Origin of the sequence: Ochrobactrum sp. C6C9 (assembly GCF_022627935.1) — a bacterium.
In the GTDB taxonomy this organism is placed as follows: Bacteria; Pseudomonadota; Alphaproteobacteria; order Rhizobiales; family Rhizobiaceae; genus Brucella; species Brucella teleogrylli.
The window spans coordinates 177445-194818 of record NZ_JABXGB010000005.1 but is presented as its reverse complement, the minus strand read 5'-3'; the positions used below and the strand labels follow the sequence as shown (position 1 = coordinate 194818).

The following is a 17374-nucleotide window of genomic DNA, read 5'->3' as shown; positions in this document are numbered from 1 at the left end:
AGAATCGCAGTCCCTCATTCCAATTCGGCGAATGCTGACAAGGTCTCGCATGGCCTGTTCGGCCATGTCGACAAGCTTGGCTTCGTCATCGCGGTTTTGTCCATTGCCGGGCTGCTGCTGCCCTTTGCCAATTTCCGCGCCAACCGCATCGTGCAGGGCGAGCCGCGCTTTGTGCTCGACGCCTTGCCGATGGCCGAAGCCTTGTTTTTGCTTGGCATAATGGCAGCGGTCCTGCTTTTTGGCCTCTTCTCGGCCAAAGCCATGCTGCGGCTTGGCGCAAGCCTTGTCGGCCTTGCCGCCATCCTGATCGCGATCGGGCTTGCGGCAACACATCTTTCACCCGGCGGCAATAATTATGCCCGCGTTTCACCTGCATCGGGCTTCTGGCTGCTGCTGTTTGCCAGCGGCATTTCGGTTGCCGATGCTCTGGTGCGCTTGCAAGTGCGACCGCTGGTGCGGGTGGGTTTGCTCACACTCGCTGCCCTTCTTCTCTATACGCTGCTCGCCTCGGGATTTTGGGACAATCTGTCCTTCATGAAGGAATATCTCAGCCGCGCCGACAGTTTCTGGAACGAAGCCCGCCGTCATGTGGAACTGGCGCTCGGCTCGCTTGTCGCAGCGACGATCATCGGCATTCCGCTTGGCCTCGTCTGCCACCGTGTGCCAAGGCTGCGCGGACTGGTGCTGAACAGCCTCAACATCGTGCAGACCATTCCCTCCATGGCGCTCTTCGGCATTCTGATCGCACCGCTCGGCTGGCTTGCGGCCAACGCGCCATGGGCGGCAAGCCTCGGCATTCGCGGCATTGGGGCCGCTCCCGCTTTCGTGGCGCTGTTTCTCTATTCGCTGCTGCCCATCGTCGCCAATACGGTGGCCGGGCTCGCGCAGGTGCCAGCACCGGTCAGCGATGCCGCGCGCGGCATGGGCATGACGCGGCTGCAACGGCTGTTCAAAACCGAATTTCCACTGGCCTTTCCGGTGATCCTCACCGGCATTCGCATCGTGATGGTGCAGAATATCGGCATGACCACCATTGCCGCCCTGATCGGCGGTGGCGGTTTCGGCACATTCGTCTTTCAGGGCATCGGACAGACGGCCATGGACCTCGTGCTGCTTGGCGCGCTGCCAACGGTTCTGCTGGCCTTCGGTGCTGCCGTTCTGCTCGACGCCGCCATTGGAATCGCCGGGAAAGGAACCGCGCCATGATCGAGTTCGACCAGATCACCAAGCGCTATAATGGCCGGGCTGCCGTGGATGCGGTCAGCTTTTCCGTTGAGCCGCACAGTATCGCGGCCATTGTCGGAACCTCCGGTTCGGGCAAGACGACCCTGCTGCGCATGGTCAACCGTCTTGTCGAGCCGACCGAGGGCGAAATCCGCATCGACGGGCACAGCAATATGGACGAGCCGGGGCACGCCTTGCGGCGGCGGATCGGTTACGTGATCCAGCAGCACGGGCTTTTCCCGCATCGCACGGTGGCAGAAAATATCGCCACCGTGCCGGTTCTGCTCGGCTGGACGAAACAGCGTATCGATGCCCGCGTCGATGAACTGCTCGATTTGTTTCAGCTTGAACCGGCGGATTATCGCGACCGCTATCCGCAGGAACTGTCCGGCGGGCAACAGCAGCGCGTCGGCGTCGCCCGGGCGCTGGCGGCGGAGCCGAACATATTGCTGATGGATGAACCTTTCGGCGCGCTCGACCCGGTCATCCGTGCCAAGGCGCAGGAAGACCTGAAGGCGATCCAGCGCCGTTTCGGCACCACGATCCTGCTGGTCACGCATGATATGGAGGAAGCGATTTCGCTTGGTGACCATATTGCGGTGATGGATGACGGCAAGCTTTTGCAATATGGCCCGCCTGCGGAAATTCTGGCGCGACCCGCGACGGACTTCGTCGAAAGGCTGGTCGGCACCGGCGAACGCCCTTTCCGCCTGCTCTCGCTCACCGATCTCAAGACGGTCCTGCAACCGGGTGATGCCAGCGGCGACGCCATGCCGGTTTCCGCCTCGCAACGCGATGCGCTGGCCGAGCTTTTATGGTCGGGTCGCAATGCTCTGCCGGTTCTGGACGCAGACGGCAGACCGCTTGGCCGCGTCACACTGGAAAAGCTGTTGCGAAAAGCGGAACGCCCGGCATGAGGCTGTTCATTTCCATCATTCCACGGCTGGCGCTTCTGGCGATGCTGCTGCTCTTTCTGATGCAGCCGAATCTGTTCGAACCCGTCTTCCGCCCATTGGTCAGCGATGGCGCGCCCGTCATCTATGACCGCGCCAATCTGATGACGCTGACCTTGCAGCATTTGGGGCTGGTGGCATTGGCGACCCTGATATCCACGCTGGTGGCCGTCGCCATGGCGATCTTCGTGACCAGACGGCAGGGCGCGGAGTTTCTGCCGCTTTCGCGCAGTCTGGTGAATATCGGCCAGACCTTTCCGCCCGTTGCGGTGCTGGCGCTCGCCGTGCCGATCTTCGGTTTCGGCGACAAGCCGACGCTGATCGCGCTGTTTCTCTATGGGCTGCTGCCGATCTTTGAAAACACGCTGACCGGCCTCACCACCCTGCCTGCGCCTGTCGTGGAAGCGGCGCGCGGCATGGGCATGACGGGAATGCAGCGTCTGGTCAAAGTGGAAATGCCGCTTGCCATGCCGGTCATTCTTGCCGGAATAAGGCTATCGGCGGTGATCGGCCTTGCCACCGCCACCATCGGCTCGACAGTGGCCGCCCGGACGCTTGGCGAAGTCATCATCGCCGGTCTCATCTCCAACAATCTTGCTTTCGTGCTGCAAGGCGGCCTTGTCGTCGCGGCGCTGGCCATTTTGATCTTCGACGGATTTCAGGCCCTTGAACATTATCTCATGAAACAGGCCGGAACCGACGCCTGAACCGCACCAGCCCCCTTTGAATAGCCGCATTGCATTCCTATATCATCGTAAATGACCATTGGATGAGGAACGGAATGAATATCGGGCAGGCAGCCACAGCATCGGGCATATCGGCGAAGATGATCCGCCATTATGAAACCATCGGGCTTATCGAGGCTGCCGAACGCACAGGTTCCGGCTATCGCGTCTACACGCAAAAAGATGTCGAGACGCTGCGCTTCATCCGTCGCAGCCGCGATCTCGGTTTTCAGGTCGAGCAGATCAAGGAACTTCTGGCGCTCTGGCGTGATCGCAACCGCGCTTCTTCCGATGTGAAGAAGGTTGCGCTCGTTCATGTCGAGGAACTGGAAGCCAAGATGCTCCAACTGCAGGAAATGGCCGACACGCTGCGCCATCTGGCGCAAAACTGCCATGGCGATAACCGTCCCGACTGCCCGATCATCCACCAGCTCGCGGCAAACGTCGCCGAGCCGCGCAAACGACCTGCCGCGCGCAAGGGCGAATTGCTGCACAGCAAGGTTTGACCAACCCACATATTCAGAAGAAAACGCCGGGATTTCTCCCGGCGTTTTTGTTGCAACTTCCGTTGGGAGTTAGCTCTTCGGCAGCGTATAGGCGATAACGTAATCGCCCGGCTTGGTGCCGATCGAGCCATGACCACCGGCCACCATCAGCACGAATTGCTGATCGCCGACCGTGTAGGACATTGGTGTCGCCTGTCCGCCCGCGGGCAGACGTGCTTCCCACAGAACCTTGCCATTGGTCAGGTCATAGGCGCGCAGATAGTTGTCCACGGCGGCACCGAGGAAGGCAACGCCGCCTGCCGTGATCATCGGTCCGCCTATGCCCGGTACGCCGACTTTCAGCGGCAGCGGAACCGGCGCCATATCGCGGATGGTGCCGTTGCGATGCTTGTAGACGGTCTTGCCGGTGCGCAGATCGACGCCCGTGACATAGCCCCATGGCGGGGTCTGGCACGGAATGCCGAGCGGGCCGAGGAACGGTCCCATGAAGACGCCATAAGGCGCGCCGTCATTGCGGTTCAAGCCCTGTTCGCTGCCCTTCTCATCCTGTCCCTTCGGTGGAATTTCCGAACGCGGGACAAGGCGCGAGGTGAAGGCCAGATAGGTCGGCATGCCGAACATGACCTGACGCACCGGATCGACCGCCACACTGCCCCAGTTGAAGACGCCGAAATTGCCCGGATAGACAATGGTGCCCTTCAGCGAAGGTGGCGTGTAGCGGCCTTCATAGGCAAGCTGGTGGAACTTGATGCGGCAGGCCAGTTGATCGAACATCGTCACACCCCACATGTCGCTTTCACGCAATGCAGGCGGGCTGAAGGTCAGATCGGAGATCGGCTGCGTCGGCGACGAATGATCTTCCGGGATAGTGCCGGTCGGAGCCGGGATTTCCTTGACCGGAATGATCGGCTCGCCGGTGCGGGGGTCGAGCACATAGAGGTCACCCTGCTTGGTCGGGCCGACCAGCGCAGGCGTGCCATTGATATCGAGCAGCACCGGCTGCGCCGGAACGTCCATGTCCCACAGATCATGGTGGACCGTCTGGCGCACCCACTTCACCTGACCCGTATTCACATCGAGCGCGACGATGGAGGAGGAATATTTCTCCACATTTTCGCTGCGCCCCATGCCGAGCTGGTCAGGCACCTGATTGCCAAGCGGAACGAAGATCAGGCCGAGCTTTTCGTCCACGCTGGACACCGACCAGCTATTGGGCGAATTCGTCGTGTAGAACTGACCTTCCGGCAGCGGTGTCGTGACGTCCGGATTACCCGAATCCCAGTTCCACAGCAGTTCACCCGTGCGGATATCGAAGGCGCGGATGACGCCCGACTGCTCTTCCGTCGAATAGTTATCGTTGACGGCCCCGCCGACGATGATCTTGTCGCCGACCACAGCCGGAGGCGACGTCGAGTAATAATAACCGGCCGGGTTATATTTCATGCCATGGCTGAGATCGAGCGTACCGCCATTGGCAAAATCGGTGCAGATTTCACCGGTCGCCGTGTCGAGCGCGATCAGACGCGCATCCGAGGTCGGCAGATAAACGCGTTCTGTACATTTCGCGCCAGCCGTTGCATTGGCGTCCTTCCAGTAGCTCACGCCACGGCAGGTCTGGTGCTGGCGGTCGGTGTTGAAGCCGACCTTCGGGTCGAACTTCCACTTTTCCTTGCCGGTCGCGGCGTCGAGCGCAATGGCCCAATTATGCGGCGTGCAGAGATAAAGCGAGTCGCCGATCTTCAGCGGCGTCACCTGATAGGTGGTTTCGCCCACATCCTGTGGCTGCTTCACGTCGCCGGTCTGGTACTGCCAGGCCACCTGCAATTTGGACACATTGTCTGGCGTGATCTGCGCCAGCGGCGAATAACGCTGGCCGTAAGGCGTGCGCCCATATTGGTGCCATTCGCCTTCCGGCACATTGCCGCCGAGGTCCGGCGTCGCCGCAACCTTCTCTGTCGGCAGGTCGCCGGTAATATTGTACGGGTCCTGCGTCATGGAATAGCCGGCAATGGCCAGCGCGATGACGCTCGCGACCGTCAGCGGCAGTCCGCCGCCGCCCTTGCCGCTATTGAGCGGCTTTCTGATCCAAGGGGTCAAAAGCCACAGGCCGAGCAGCACGATGATGCCGCCACGCGCGCCAAGTTGCCACCAGTCAAAACCGACTTCATAGACGGCCCAACCGAGCGACCCGAGCACGATCAGCGCATAGAGCCACAGGGCCGAAGCGCTTCTTTTGAAGAGAAGAGCGCCTGTCAGCAAAAAGCCGACAGCCGCAATGATGTAGTACCAGCTGCCCCCCAGGGTGATCAGCTCGATACCGCCCCAGCCGAGCGCAAGCCCGACCAGCAGAAGGACGATGGAGGTCAAGGAAATCAGCAAAATATTACCCCTTCAAGTGTGACTACAGACCCGCCGTGTCTGAACAGAAATGCACGGAACACATCGAATGCGAGAAGTCCTGATGGGTGGGAGCGCCGCTGCGTTTCTGATGCCGCGACACTCTCTGCCTTCAAATAAAATTAGGCAGAAATCTAAAAAGACCAGAGGAAACGAAAAAAGGCGACTCATGAGAGTCGCCTTTGCTTGGGATTTAGTCTCTATTGCCGTGTTAATCAGCCGAGGGGACTCTTGAACCGCCGCAACCGCAACGCATTGCTGAGCACGAAAATGCTCGACAGCGCCATGGCGCCCGCTGCCAGAACCGGCGACAGCAAAGTGCCGGTGAAGGGGTAGAGAACACCGGCGGCGACCGGAATGAGCGCCACATTATAGGCGAACGCCCAGAAGAGGTTCTCGCTGATATTGCGGATCGTCGCCTTGGATATGGCGATGGCATTGGCGACACCGCGCAGGTCGCCCGACATCAGCACCACATCCGCACTTTCAATCGCAATATCCGTTCCGGTTCCGATGGCGATGCCAACATCTGCCGCGGCCAGTGCCGGAGCGTCGTTGATGCCATCGCCAACGAAAGCGATCCGCTTGCCGCCAGCCGAAAGCCGCTTCAGCGCTTCGACCTTGCCGTCCGGCAGTACTTCCGCCACCACTTCATCAATGCCGAGCCGCTTGGCGATGGCCTGTGCGGTACGGCGGTTGTCGCCGGTAATCATCGCCACGGTGAGCCCCTGTTCGTGTAGAGCGGCGATGGCGGCAGGCGTTGTCTCCTTCATCGGGTCTGCGACCGTCAGGATAGCCGCAAGCTTTCCGTCAACGGCGGCATAAAGCGGCGACTGCCCTTCATCGCCAAGGCGCGTCGCATCCTCTGCAAACACCGCCACATCATGGCCGAGCTTCGCCATATAGCGATCAGCGCCGATAGCGATTTCATGCCCCGAGACGGTCGCCTTGAGGCCGAAACCCGGCACTGCTTCGAAAGCCGAGACATCGGCAAGCTTCAGGCCCTCTTCCTTTGCAGCCGTCACAATGGCGTCGGCAATCGGATGTTCCGAGCGAGCTTCGACAGCTGCCACCAGCGCCAGAAGTTCGTGCCTGTCGAAACCGTCTACCGTTGCAAAATGCGCCAGTGCAGGCTTGCCCTGGGTCAGCGTGCCGGTCTTGTCGACGGCGATGATCGATGCATCGCGCAAGGTTTGCAGTGCATCGCCCCGGCGAAACAGAACGCCGAACTCGGCGGCGCGACCGGTGCCAACCATGATGGAGGTCGGCGTGGCAAGGCCCATGGCGCAAGGGCACGCGATGATGAGCACCGCAATGGCATTGACCAGCGCGTAGCCAAGCATGGCCGTCCCTCCGATGGCAAGCCAGAGCATGAAGGTCAGCGCGGCGGCGGCCATGACGGCGGGCACGAACCAGCCCGTCACCTTGTCGACCTTGGCCTGAATGGGCAGCTTGTCGGCTTGCGCATCCTCGACCATGCGGATGATCTGCGAGATCACCATATCACGGCCCACCTTGGTGGCGCGGAAGGTGAAAGCGCCGGTTTTATTGATGGTGCCGCCGACCACTTCCGCGCCCTCGTCCTTGGCGACAGGGACGGGCTCGCCGGTGATCATCGATTCATCGACATAGGACGAGCCTTCGACCACCTCGCCATCGACCGGCACTTTCTCGCCGGGCCGCACCTGCACGATATCGCCTGCGCGCACGTCTTCCAGCGGCACATCGATCGTCTCGCCATTGCGCACCACGCGGGCCGACTTGGCCTGCAAGCCGACCAGACGGCTGATGGCCGCACTGGTGCGCCCCTTGGCGCGCGCTTCAAGATAGCGCCCGATCAGGATCAGCGTGACGATAACCGCCGCCGCCTCGAAATAGACATTGACGGTGCCCGCTGGCAAAACGCCCGGCAGGAAGGTTGCGACAAGCGAGAAGCCCCAGGCCGCAAGCGTGCCGACGACCACCAACGAGTTCATATCCGGTGTGGCGCGCAGCAGCGCCGGAATGCCCTTCTTGAAGAAGCGCAGACCGGGGCCGAACAGGACGAGCGTGGTCAGCACGAATTGCAGATACCAGCTGTTCTGCATGCCGATCCGGTCCATCACGAACATATGGACAGCGGGAATGAGATGCGATCCCATTTCCAGCACGAAGACCGGAAGCGTCAGGACGGCGGCCAGCAGAACGCTCTTCTTCAGTTCCGCAGCTTCGGCATCGCGCTTTTCGCTTTGGGTTTCGGCTGGCGCTTCATCTTTTCTATCGTTCAGCGACCGCGCTTCGTAACCAGCTTTCTCGACGGCCTTGACGAGTTCGGATGTCTCGACCCCACCCGCCAGTTCCACATGCGCGCGTTCGGTCGCCAGATTGACGCTGGCCCGCGTCACGCCCGGCACCGCATTCAACGCCTTTTCGACCTTGCTGACGCAGGAAGCGCAGCTCATGCCCTCAATGGCAAGATCGACGCTGCCGGAAGGAACCTCATAGCCCGCCTTGCGAATGGCATCGATGACGGCAGGCAGATCCGGCGCGCCTTTGAAGGTTACGTCGGCGCGCTCGGTGGCCAGATTGACGGAAACCTTGTCGACGCCCGCAACCTTCGACACGGCCTTTTCGACGGAGGAAACACAGGATGCGCAGCTCATGCCTTCCACGGGAACGGGAAAGCTGATGGATTCGTGATCGACGGGCTTGTTCATGGCAATCCTCTTCGTGACCTTTAGCGGTCCCTTTTCAGCCTTCGGGCGCGCATCTTGTCCGAAAACCGTTTCACACTTTTCGGGATGCGCTCTAACAGAGGCTAGATTTCTGAATTGCCATATAAGTAGTCCTTCCCACCGTTGGAAGGTCAAGTGCTTTTTTGAAAGCGGAATTGCGGCAGCGTTTTTTCTGGAGTTTCCGGGTCAGACCGGCAGGCGGTTATGGGCTGCGGGCATGGCAAGACCAGTGCCGTTATTGCTCTGGATGAAGGCATGCACATCGCTGGCTGGCATCGGGCGTCCGGTCAGATAGCCCTGCACTTCGCCGAAACGTTCGGTTCTCAGGCGTTCCAGCTGCTGCGCTGTTTCCACGCCCTCGGCGGTGGTGACGATATTGAAGCCTGCACCCAGCGTCGCCACCGCCTGGATGATGGCGAGATCGCGCGTATCCGCTTCGATGCCGGACACGAAGCTGCGGTCGATCTTGATCTTGTCGAACGGAAAGGAGCGCAGATAGCTGAGCGAGGAATAGCCGGTGCCAAAATCGTCCATAGCAATGCGGGCGCCCAGACGGCGCAACTCGAACAGCAATTCGATATTGTGCTTGCTGTTGGAGAGAAACACCGATTCCGTGATTTCCAGTTCCAGCCGGTTCGGCGACAGGCGGGCTGCATCCAGCGCATCGGTGACAGAGCGCAGAAGCGAGGTCTGGCTGAACTGGACCGGCGACAGATTGACCGAGACCTTGATATCTTCCGGCCAGGAAACCGCCTCGCGGCAGGCAGCCAACAGCACCCAATCGCCAATCGGGCCGATCAATCCGGTTTCCTCGGCAAGCGGAATGAATTCCGCAGGCGATACCATGCCGCGCTCGGGATGACGCCAGCGGATCAGCGCTTCGAAGCCGGAAATCAGTCCGCTCTCCAGATTGAAGATCGGCTGGTAATGCAGTTCGAACTGTTCGGACAGCAAGGCCTGACGCAGTTCGCTCGTCATGATGTGGCGCTTTTCGGCGGCCAGACGCAGCGAATGCTGGTAGAAATGGAATGTGCGCCTGCCGCTCGATTTTGACGCATTGAGCGCCAGATCGGCATTGCGCATCAGCACGTCGGAATTGTCGCCATGCAGCGGCGCCTGCGCGATGCCCATGCTGCAGGTGACGAATTCGGAATTGTCACCCAGCCGGAACGGTTCCTGAAAGGCCGAAAGCACCCGGTCTGCGAACATGGCGATCTGGCCGACGGTGCCGCTGCGATAGATGACGGCGAATTCGTCGCCACCAAGCCGTGCGATGAACTGGTCGGAGGTGGTAATCTGGCGCAAACGCTCTGCAACCTGTTGCAAAAGCTGGTCGCCCGCCTGATGGCCGATATTGTCGTTGATGCTCTTGAAGTGATCGATATCGATACAAAACAGCGCAAAAGGCTCCGCATCGCCGCGCTTTTTTAGCAATCCCTCCACATGATGGGAGAAAGCGGCGCGGTTGGGCAGGCGCGTCAGGCTGTCATGCATGGCGATATGGGCCATGCGTTCCTCGATTTCGCGCCGTTCGGTGACATCTTCGATCAGGCCGATCAGATAACGCGGCGTGCCGCCCTCAACCGGCGGAATGGAACTTTTGATGACACGCAGAATGCGCTGCGTTCCGTCGTCATGTTGGGACTTATATTCGACGCTGAGCGCCTCGCCCTTGCTCATCACCTGACGATCCTGCTGCGCATATTGGCGGCGTTCCAGATCCGACATCAGCTGCGCATCGGTGAAGCCGACAACCGCATCGACCGCCTTGCCGCTCGCCCGCGACGCCGCCTGATTATAGAGGACATAGCGGCCATCATCCTGCATGTCCTTGATGAACACGCCGAGCGGCAGATTGCTGACGAGGCTGTCGAGCAGCGACTGGGCATGGATTGCTTGCCGGTTGGCCTTGGCCAGCTCCGTCCGGTCCTGCACGATGGCGAGGATCGCTTCCCTGCCATCGAACTGCACCTCACGTCCATAGGTCAGAACTTCGATGATTTCGCCATCGGCGCGCCGGTGCTGCCAGCGCTCCGGACGCTCCAGATCGCTGCGATCCCGGACAGCGCTCAGCATACGCTCGCGCTCGGTATGCGGACGAATATCGAGGACCGTCATGCCGGGCAGTTCATCGGGCGTGTAGCCGTAAAGCGCATAGGCGGCATCATTCATGATGATGAAGCCCAATGTTTGTGGATCATAGACCCACATCGGCGTCGGATGGGTGGTGAACAGAATACGGAAATCCTGCTGGGGCGTGCTCGCCATGGAGCTTCCCGCCTGTACCGGACCGGCTTTCCGCTTCGCCATTCTTATTCCCCTCGCCCAAGCCGACACATGCCGTCGTTTTAATTAGCCAACAAAACCTCTCACTGGAACATCATATTCCGCATGTGTTCATGAGACAGGCTCACAAACAGACAAGCGGGGACCGCCACCCAGACACACTTCCCCGCAAATAGATTACGACCAATGGTTTTAACAAACCATATATGAAAAACAGGCTCATATAAGTTTTTTCTGATGATGGCGTTTTCATCGCGCCCAATCACAGTGCAAGACACGGGACAACACTGTTTCCCGACCAGCGAAGACATTGCTTGACCACTCAAAACTTCCGGCCTATGCCTATGGACGCAAAATTCGTTGGGGTGCCTTGCAAGAGGCTGAGAGGCGCGTTCTCGCGTTAACCCATTGAACCTGATCCGGGTAATACCTGCGTAGGGAACGGAGTTTGACGCGTCGCGGACGGGGTTCATTCCCCACAGGAGCTTACGCTCCATAAAGGTTCATGGCGTCTCATCTTTCCGTTCGGAATGAGAGACGACACGATGAACCAGAAACATAGTTTCTCCCGAACCAAAACCAACAATGGCCAGATGCGGTCTGTGCCCATCTGTGTAACCATTGCCGGTTCCGACAGCGGTGGCGGCGCTGGCATTCAGGCCGACCTCAAGACATTTTCCGCACTTGGCGTTTATGGCGCAAGCGTCATTGCCGCTGTGACCGTGCAGAACACCTGCACGGTAAGCGCGGTGCACGATATCCCGCCCGCTATCGTCGCAGGGCAGATCGACGCCGTTTTCAGCGATCTCGATGTTGCGGCAGTGAAGATCGGCATGGTTTCCGTGCCTGAAACCATCGACGCCATCGCGCGCGGCCTTGCGCATTTTTCCGGTCCCGTCGTTGTTGATCCGGTGATGGTGGCAAAGTCGGGCGACCGGCTTTTGAGCGAAAACGCCACAGCGCTTCTGCGCCAGAAACTGGTGCCGCTGGCCACGCTTTTGACGCCCAACCGGCCAGAAGCGGCCTGCCTGCTTGGTTGCGGCCTGGCGCTTGATGATGAAGACGCCGAACAACAGGGCCGCGCATTGCTCGAACTCGGCGCGAAAGCCGTTCTGATGAAGGGCGGCCACGCGGAAGGCGAAACATGCGTCGATCTGCTGGTGCGCCCCGATCAGCCGACGCTGCGGGTTGAAGCACCGCGTATCTTGACCGGTAACACCCATGGCACAGGCTGCACGCTCTCCTCGGCCATAGCCGCAGAGCTTGCCAAAAACCTGCCGCTGGAGAAAGCCGTTCTGAACGCGCATACCTATCTGCAAGGGGCAATCCGCGCCGCCGACACATTGAAGATCGGACACGGCCACGGGCCGGTGCATCATTTCCATGACCTCTGGACAATCCGGGCGGAGGAGATTGCGTGATGCGCGTCACCATCATCGGAGCGGGTGTCGCCGGTCTTGCCACCGCCGCAGAGTTCACCGATCAGGGCCATGCCGTCACAGTGATTGCCCGCAGCCCGCAGATCGGTTCCGATTGCTGTTCGTGGTTGGCAGGCGGCATGCTGGCGCCATGGTGCGAGGGCGAAAGCGCCGAAGAGCCTGTGGTGCGGCTTGGTCAGGAATCCATCGGCTGGTGGGAAAAACACGTTTCCGGCGTCAAGCGCGAAGGCACACTGGTTCTGTCGCACAACCGCGACGCCAGCGAGTTGCGCCGTTTCGCCCGCCGGACGAAAGCCTTCGACACAATCGATCATGAACGCATCAATGCACTGGAACCTGATCTGGCCGGGCGTTTCCGGCAGGGCCTGTTCTTCGCGCGCGAAGGGCATCTCGATCCGCGCAAGACACTCGTTCAGCTGGCCGGAAACCTGCAACGAAAGGGTGTCGTCTTTCACCTCAATACGGAAGCGGACGCAGCGAAGATCGATGCGGATATCGTGGTGGATGCACGCGGCCTCAGCGCCCGCGATGTGCTGCCGGATCTGCGCGGCGTCAAGGGTGAGATGCTGGTTGTCCGCTCGCGTGACATCAACCTTTCGCGGCCCGTGCGCCTGCTGCATCCGCGCATTCCGCTCTACATCGTGCCGCGCGGCGACGGTGTGCACATGATCGGCGCGACGATGATCGAAAGCGATCAGCGCAGTGGCATCAGCGTGCGCTCGACATTGGAGCTTTTGAGCGCTGCTTACGCCCTCCATCCGGCCTTCGGCGAAGCGGAGATTCTCGAAACCGGCGTCGATGCGCGCCCCGCCTTTCCCGACAATCTGCCCCGCGTAAGGCGACGCGGCAAAACCATCTATGTCAACGGGCTTTACCGCCACGGCTTCCTGCTCTCGCCGGCGATAGCGCGGATGGCGGTTGCGAGCGCGACCACGCCCGAAACCAAGCCCGAATTTGTGGAGGACTATGCATGACGATCGTGCTGAACGGTGAAGTCATCACCACGGCAGCAGCCAATCTGGCGGCGCTGCTCGCCGAAATCGAACTGGACGAAGCGGTGGTCGCAACCGCGCTGAATGGTGAATTCGTGGCCAGCGATGAGCGCTCCACCGCGACCCTGTCTTCTGGCGACCGCATCGAAGTTCTGGCCCCGATGCAGGGAGGCTGAGATGCTCGAATTCTACGGAAAAACGTTTGAAAGCCACCTGCTGCTCGGCACGGCGCAATATCCATCGCCCGCTGTTCTTGCAGATGCGGTGCGCGCCTCGCGGGCCGGAATCGTCACCGTGTCGCTGCGCCGTGAAAGCGGCGATGCGCGCGCCGGACAGGACTTCTGGGCGCTGATCCGCGAACTGGGCGTGGCCGTTCTGCCCAATACGGCAGGCTGCCACACGCCGCGTGAAGCGGTGACCACGGCCAAGATGGCGCGCGAAATCTTCGGCACCAACTGGATCAAGCTGGAGGTGATCGGCGACCACGACACATTGCAGCCCGACCCGTTCGGCTTGGTGGAAGCCGCGCGCATTCTCTGCGACGATGGCTTTGAGGTCTTTCCCTATATGAATGACGATCTCGTCGTCGCGGAAAAGCTGATCGAGGCTGGCTGCAAGGTGCTGATGCCCTGGGGCGCGCCCATCGGCTCGGGCCGTGGCCTCAACAATCCTTACGCGCTGAAAACCATGCGGGCGCATTTCCCCGATATTCCGCTGGTGGTCGATGCTGGCATCGGCGTGCCGTCCCACGCGGCGGCGGCGATGGAGCTGGGCTATGACGCCGTGCTCATCAACACCGCTGTAGCCAAGGCTGGCGATCCCGTCGCCATGGCGCGCGGTTTCGCGCTAGCGGTTGAAGCCGGGCGGCTCGCTTTCGAGGCAGACGCCATCGAAGCGCGAGACATGGCCGCGCCATCCACCCCTCTTCTCGGAAAGGCATTTTTGTAATGGCCCTCGATCCGTTCTACCCGATCTTCGACAGCGCCAAATGGCTTGAGCGCATGGTGCCGCTCGGCGTCAGGCTGGTGCAACTGCGCGTCAAGGACAAGACCGAGGCGGAGCTGCGCAGTGAAATCCGCGCCGCACGAGAAATCTGCCTTGCCCATGACTGTCAGCTGATCGTCAACGACTACTGGAAGCTGGCGCTGGAGGAAGGCTGCGACTTCATCCATCTGGGGCAGGAAGACCTTGACGATGCCGATCTCGACGCCATTCGCGCCTGTGGTTTGAAACTGGGTGTTTCGAGCCATGATGAGGCCGAACTCGACCGCGCTTTGTCGGTAAAGCCTGACTATATCGCGCTTGGCCCCATCTACCCGACCATTTTGAAAAAGATGAAATGGCACGAACAGGGCCTGCCCCGTCTTGGCCAATGGAAAGCACGGATCGGCGACATTCCGCTGGTCGGCATCGGCGGCATGAGCGTCGAACGCGCACCGGGCGTATTCGAAGCGGGAGCCGATATCGTGTCCGTCGTCACCGACATCACCCTTAATGCCGACCCCGAAAGCCGCCTGCGCCAGTGGATCGAAACCACGCGCGCTTATGCTGACCATGCTCTGGAGCAGACATTATGAAAAAGACCGTCTTCGCCGCCCTGTTCGGCCTCGCCCTCACGGCTGCCACTTCGGCTCATGCTGACGACAAGCTGAAGCTCATTCTCGACTGGTATGTGAACCCCGATCACGGCCCGATCATCGTTGCTGACAAGCTCGGTTATTTCAAGGATGCCGGGCTGGACCTGGAAATCGTCGCGCCTGCCGACGCGTCGACGCCCACCAAAATGGTGGCGGCAGGACAGGCCGATCTTGCCATTTCCTATCAGCAGCAGGTGCATCTTCAGGTGCATGAAGGCCTTCCGCTGATCCGCGTCGGGACACTGATCGACTCGCCGCTCAACTGCCTGATGACCCGCGATGACGGATCGGTGAATGCCATTGCCGATCTCAAGGGCAAGAAGATCGGCTATTCGGTCGCCGGAACCGAAGAAACCTTGCTTGGCACCATTCTCGGCCAGCATGGCGTCAAACTCTCCGACGTTGAACTCATCAATGTGAATTTCTCGCTGGCGCCATCGCTTATGTCGAAGCAGGTCGAGGCGGTGATGGGTGCCTATCGCAATGTCGAGCTGAACCAGATGGCTGTCGAAGGCGTGCCCGGCAAATGCTTTTTCGTCGAGGAAGAAGGCGTGCCGGTTTATGACGAGCTGGTCTATGTCGCTGCTTCCGACAAACTGGATGCAGCGGAAAAGGGTAAGATTTCGCGCTTCCTCGCAGCCACCGAAAAGGCAGCGCAATATATCGTCAATCACCCGGAAAAGGGCTTTGAGCTGTTTTCATCCTACAGCACCGAACTCAACGACGAGCTGAACCAGCGCGCCTGGAAAGACACCGTAGCGCGCTTTTCCCGCGCGCCTGCAAGCCTCGATTATGGTCGCTGGCAGCGTTACGAGGCCTATCTCAAGGAGAACAATCTGGTTCCTTCCATCCTGCCGGTCGAGAAATTCGCCATCGACGTCAACGCCGAAGGGAGCAAGTCATGAGCCAGCCACAGCCGCATTATTCATCCGAACTGTTCACGCGGCTTCGCGCCGCGACCCTTGCCGACTGGAAGCCCTATATCGAGCATGAATTCGTGCGGGGATTGGGCGACGGCACGCTGCCGAAAGCCGCCTTCCTGCATTATCTGCGTCAGGATTATGTCTATCTGCACCACTATGCCCGCGCTTTTGCGCTCGGCGTGGTCAAGGCCAACACATTGCAGGAAACCCGGCTCTGCGCCGATATCATGCACGGCCTTGCCCATATGGAACTGCCGCTGCATGTCAGCATCTGCGCCCGCGAGGGGATCAGCGAAGACGAGCTTTACGCGACCGAGGAAGAGCCGGAAAACCTCGCTTATACGCGCTATGTGCTCGACTGCGGGCAGGCCGGCGACTTCCTCGATCTTCTCACCGCGCTTGTGCCCTGCGCGCATGGCTATGGTGAAATCGGCCTCAACCTCGCCGTGACCGCCCTGCCCGGCACACCCTATCAGGAGTGGATCGACACCTATGCGGGGCCTGAATATCAGGACATGTGCCACACGGTCGGCAAGCTGTTCGATCAGGCCGCCAAAGACCGCATCGGCGACGACTTCGAGAAAAGCCCGCGTTGGGCAAGACTCTGCCAGATTTTTGCAACCGCAAGCAGGCTCGAAGCCGAGTTCTGGTCGATGGGGTTGAAAGCGGTTTCAGGAAAAGTGGCTTAGTTGGACGCCACGATTTCGACTCGTTCCCGCACAAGGCGCATCGCCGACGGCTTGCTGTCGGCGGCGGTGGCGCTGGCCATCTGGCAGGCGGTGGTGAGCATTGGCCAAATGCCGCGCTTCATCCTGCCCGGCCCGCTCGATGTGGTGCAGGCGCTGATCGGCAATGCCGGGCTGATTGCTGAGAACGCCACCACCACCATCGGCGAAGTGCTGGGCGGCCTTGTCCTCGGCAGTGCGGTCGGCATTGCCACCGCGATCTGCCTGATGATGTCGCCGCTGGCGCAGCGGCTTGTCATCCCCGCCATGGTGTTCAGTCAGGCGATCCCGATCTTCGCACTCGCCCCCATTTTGACCTTGTGGCTCGGCTATGGTCCCGCATCGAAGATAGCGGTCACCGTGCTGATGATTTTCTTCCCCATCGTTTCGACCTTCTTCGACGGCATGCGGCGCACCGAAACGAGCCTGATCGACGCAGCGGAAATTCTGGGGGCCGGACGCATGGCGATCCTGTTTCGCATCCGCATCCCGTCCGCCTTTCCATCGCTGGCGTCGGGCCTCAGTCTTGCCGCCGTCTATGCGCCCATCGGCGCGGTGGTGGGCGAATGGGTCGGCGCATCGAAAGGTCTCGGCTATCTGATGCTGCTCGCCAATGGTCGCGCCAAGGTGGATCTGATGTTCGCCTGTTTGTTCGTGCTGGCGGCTTTCACCATGCTGCTGCATGGCACGGTATCGCATTTCGCCCGCAAGTTGGCCGCATGGCCTAAAAAAGCCGCATAAAAAACCGGCGGGGAAACCGCCGGTTTTCGCATTCTCTCAGACCGCTAAAGCTTTTGTTTTTACGCATGTCTTTATCCCGAAACCGGTTCCCACTTTCGGGAGACATGCTTTA

The 17374-nt window shown here is 60.3% G+C and carries 15 protein-coding genes and 1 riboswitch; of the genes, 12 read left to right on the top strand and 3 right to left on the bottom strand.

Going from position 1 to position 17374, the window contains the following annotated elements; all coding sequences use genetic code 11:
* Positions 1–3 precede the first annotated feature (3 nt).
* From HWD97_RS05895 to cueR, 4 genes are all read left to right on the top strand, one after another.
* Positions 4–1206 carry an ABC transporter permease gene (locus tag HWD97_RS05895; protein ID WP_371834875.1) on the top strand — a complete coding sequence of 401 codons (1203 nt, stop codon included), beginning with the start codon at positions 4–6 and terminating at the stop codon, positions 1204–1206.
* Positions 1203–2141, top strand: a complete 939-nt coding sequence (locus tag HWD97_RS05890) for an ABC transporter ATP-binding protein (RefSeq protein ID WP_121537188.1) — start codon at positions 1203–1205, stop codon at positions 2139–2141. Before HWD97_RS05895 ends, HWD97_RS05890 begins: the two co-directional genes overlap by 4 nt.
* Entirely contained in the window at positions 2138–2884 is a 747-nt protein-coding gene (locus tag HWD97_RS05885) for an ABC transporter permease (protein ID WP_121537186.1), read from the top strand. Before HWD97_RS05890 ends, HWD97_RS05885 begins: the two co-directional genes overlap by 4 nt.
* A gap of 74 nt (positions 2885–2958) precedes the next feature.
* Entirely contained in the window at positions 2959–3408 is a 450-nt protein-coding gene (gene cueR / locus HWD97_RS05880; RefSeq protein WP_109368231.1) for a Cu(I)-responsive transcriptional regulator, read from the top strand.
* A 69-nt stretch (positions 3409–3477) separates the two neighbouring features.
* Here the strand turns inward: cueR and HWD97_RS05875 are convergent, their stop codons facing one another.
* From HWD97_RS05875 to HWD97_RS05865, 3 genes are all read right to left on the bottom strand, one after another.
* Positions 3478–5787: a glucose/quinate/shikimate family membrane-bound PQQ-dependent dehydrogenase gene (locus HWD97_RS05875; protein ID WP_371834867.1), complete on the bottom strand. Its 2310-nt coding sequence runs from the start codon at positions 5785–5787 to the stop codon at positions 3478–3480.
* A 233-nt stretch (positions 5788–6020) separates the two neighbouring features.
* Entirely contained in the window at positions 6021–8501 is a 2481-nt protein-coding gene (locus HWD97_RS05870) for a heavy metal translocating P-type ATPase (RefSeq protein ID WP_371834866.1), read from the bottom strand.
* Positions 8502–8705: 204 nt separating this feature from the next.
* Positions 8706–10829 (bottom strand): bifunctional diguanylate cyclase/phosphodiesterase, encoded by a 2124-nt coding sequence (locus HWD97_RS05865; protein WP_235858901.1) that lies wholly within the window; start codon positions 10827–10829, stop codon positions 8706–8708.
* A 327-nt stretch (positions 10830–11156) separates the two neighbouring features.
* Positions 11157–11263, top strand: a riboswitch (TPP riboswitch).
* Positions 11264–11350: 87 nt separating this feature from the next.
* Between HWD97_RS05865 and thiD the strand changes: the two genes are divergently transcribed.
* From thiD to HWD97_RS05825, 8 genes are read left to right on the top strand one after another with little or no spacing between them, the layout of a single operon-like run.
* A complete protein-coding gene (gene thiD / locus HWD97_RS05860) occupies positions 11351–12226 on the top strand; it encodes a bifunctional hydroxymethylpyrimidine kinase/phosphomethylpyrimidine kinase (protein ID WP_121537180.1) in 876 nt (291 codons plus the stop codon).
* Positions 12226–13218, top strand: a complete 993-nt coding sequence (thiO, locus tag HWD97_RS05855) for a glycine oxidase ThiO (RefSeq protein ID WP_121537178.1) — start codon at positions 12226–12228, stop codon at positions 13216–13218. Before thiD ends, thiO begins: the two co-directional genes overlap by 1 nt.
* A complete protein-coding gene (thiS, locus tag HWD97_RS05850) occupies positions 13215–13412 on the top strand; it encodes a sulfur carrier protein ThiS (protein WP_121537176.1) in 198 nt (65 codons plus the stop codon). The genes thiO and thiS overlap by 4 nt, the downstream gene beginning before the upstream one ends.
* Before the next feature lies 1 nt (position 13413).
* Entirely contained in the window at positions 13414–14184 is a 771-nt protein-coding gene (locus tag HWD97_RS05845) for a thiazole synthase (RefSeq protein ID WP_121537174.1), read from the top strand.
* Positions 14184–14813 carry a thiamine phosphate synthase gene (locus tag HWD97_RS05840; RefSeq protein ID WP_121537172.1) on the top strand — a complete coding sequence of 210 codons (630 nt, stop codon included), beginning with the start codon at positions 14184–14186 and terminating at the stop codon, positions 14811–14813. The genes HWD97_RS05845 and HWD97_RS05840 overlap by 1 nt, the downstream gene beginning before the upstream one ends.
* Complete coding sequence (locus HWD97_RS05835; RefSeq protein ID WP_121537170.1) at positions 14810–15778, top strand: ABC transporter substrate-binding protein; 969 nt, start codon at positions 14810–14812, stop codon at positions 15776–15778. The genes HWD97_RS05840 and HWD97_RS05835 overlap by 4 nt, the downstream gene beginning before the upstream one ends.
* A complete protein-coding gene (tenA, locus tag HWD97_RS05830) occupies positions 15775–16485 on the top strand; it encodes a thiaminase II (RefSeq protein WP_121537168.1) in 711 nt (236 codons plus the stop codon). The genes HWD97_RS05835 and tenA overlap by 4 nt, the downstream gene beginning before the upstream one ends.
* Entirely contained in the window at positions 16486–17262 is a 777-nt protein-coding gene (locus HWD97_RS05825; protein ID WP_121537166.1) for an ABC transporter permease, read from the top strand.
* Positions 17263–17374 lie beyond the last annotated feature (112 nt).

Bases quoted from the DNA above. Each gene is read 5' to 3' on its own strand.
- HWD97_RS05890 (WP_121537188.1), top strand. From the start codon at position 1,203: ATGATCGAGTTCGACCAGATCACCAAGCGCTATAATGGCCGGGCTGCC.
- HWD97_RS05885 (WP_121537186.1), top strand. From the start codon at position 2,138: ATGAGGCTGTTCATTTCCATCATTCCACGGCTGGCGCTTCTGGCGATG.
- cueR (WP_109368231.1), top strand. From the start codon at position 2,959: ATGAATATCGGGCAGGCAGCCACAGCATCGGGCATATCGGCGAAGATG.
- HWD97_RS05870 (WP_371834866.1), bottom strand. From the start codon at position 8,501: ATGAACAAGCCCGTCGATCACGAATCCATCAGCTTTCCCGTTCCCGTG.
- HWD97_RS05865 (WP_235858901.1), bottom strand. From the start codon at position 10,829: ATGGCGAAGCGGAAAGCCGGTCCGGTACAGGCGGGAAGCTCCATGGCG.
- thiD (WP_121537180.1), top strand. From the start codon at position 11,351: ATGAACCAGAAACATAGTTTCTCCCGAACCAAAACCAACAATGGCCAG.
- thiO (WP_121537178.1), top strand. From the start codon at position 12,226: ATGCGCGTCACCATCATCGGAGCGGGTGTCGCCGGTCTTGCCACCGCC.
- thiS (WP_121537176.1), top strand. From the start codon at position 13,215: ATGACGATCGTGCTGAACGGTGAAGTCATCACCACGGCAGCAGCCAAT.
- HWD97_RS05845 (WP_121537174.1), top strand. From the start codon at position 13,414: ATGCTCGAATTCTACGGAAAAACGTTTGAAAGCCACCTGCTGCTCGGC.
- HWD97_RS05840 (WP_121537172.1), top strand. From the start codon at position 14,184: ATGGCCCTCGATCCGTTCTACCCGATCTTCGACAGCGCCAAATGGCTT.
- HWD97_RS05835 (WP_121537170.1), top strand. From the start codon at position 14,810: ATGAAAAAGACCGTCTTCGCCGCCCTGTTCGGCCTCGCCCTCACGGCT.
- tenA (WP_121537168.1), top strand. From the start codon at position 15,775: ATGAGCCAGCCACAGCCGCATTATTCATCCGAACTGTTCACGCGGCTT.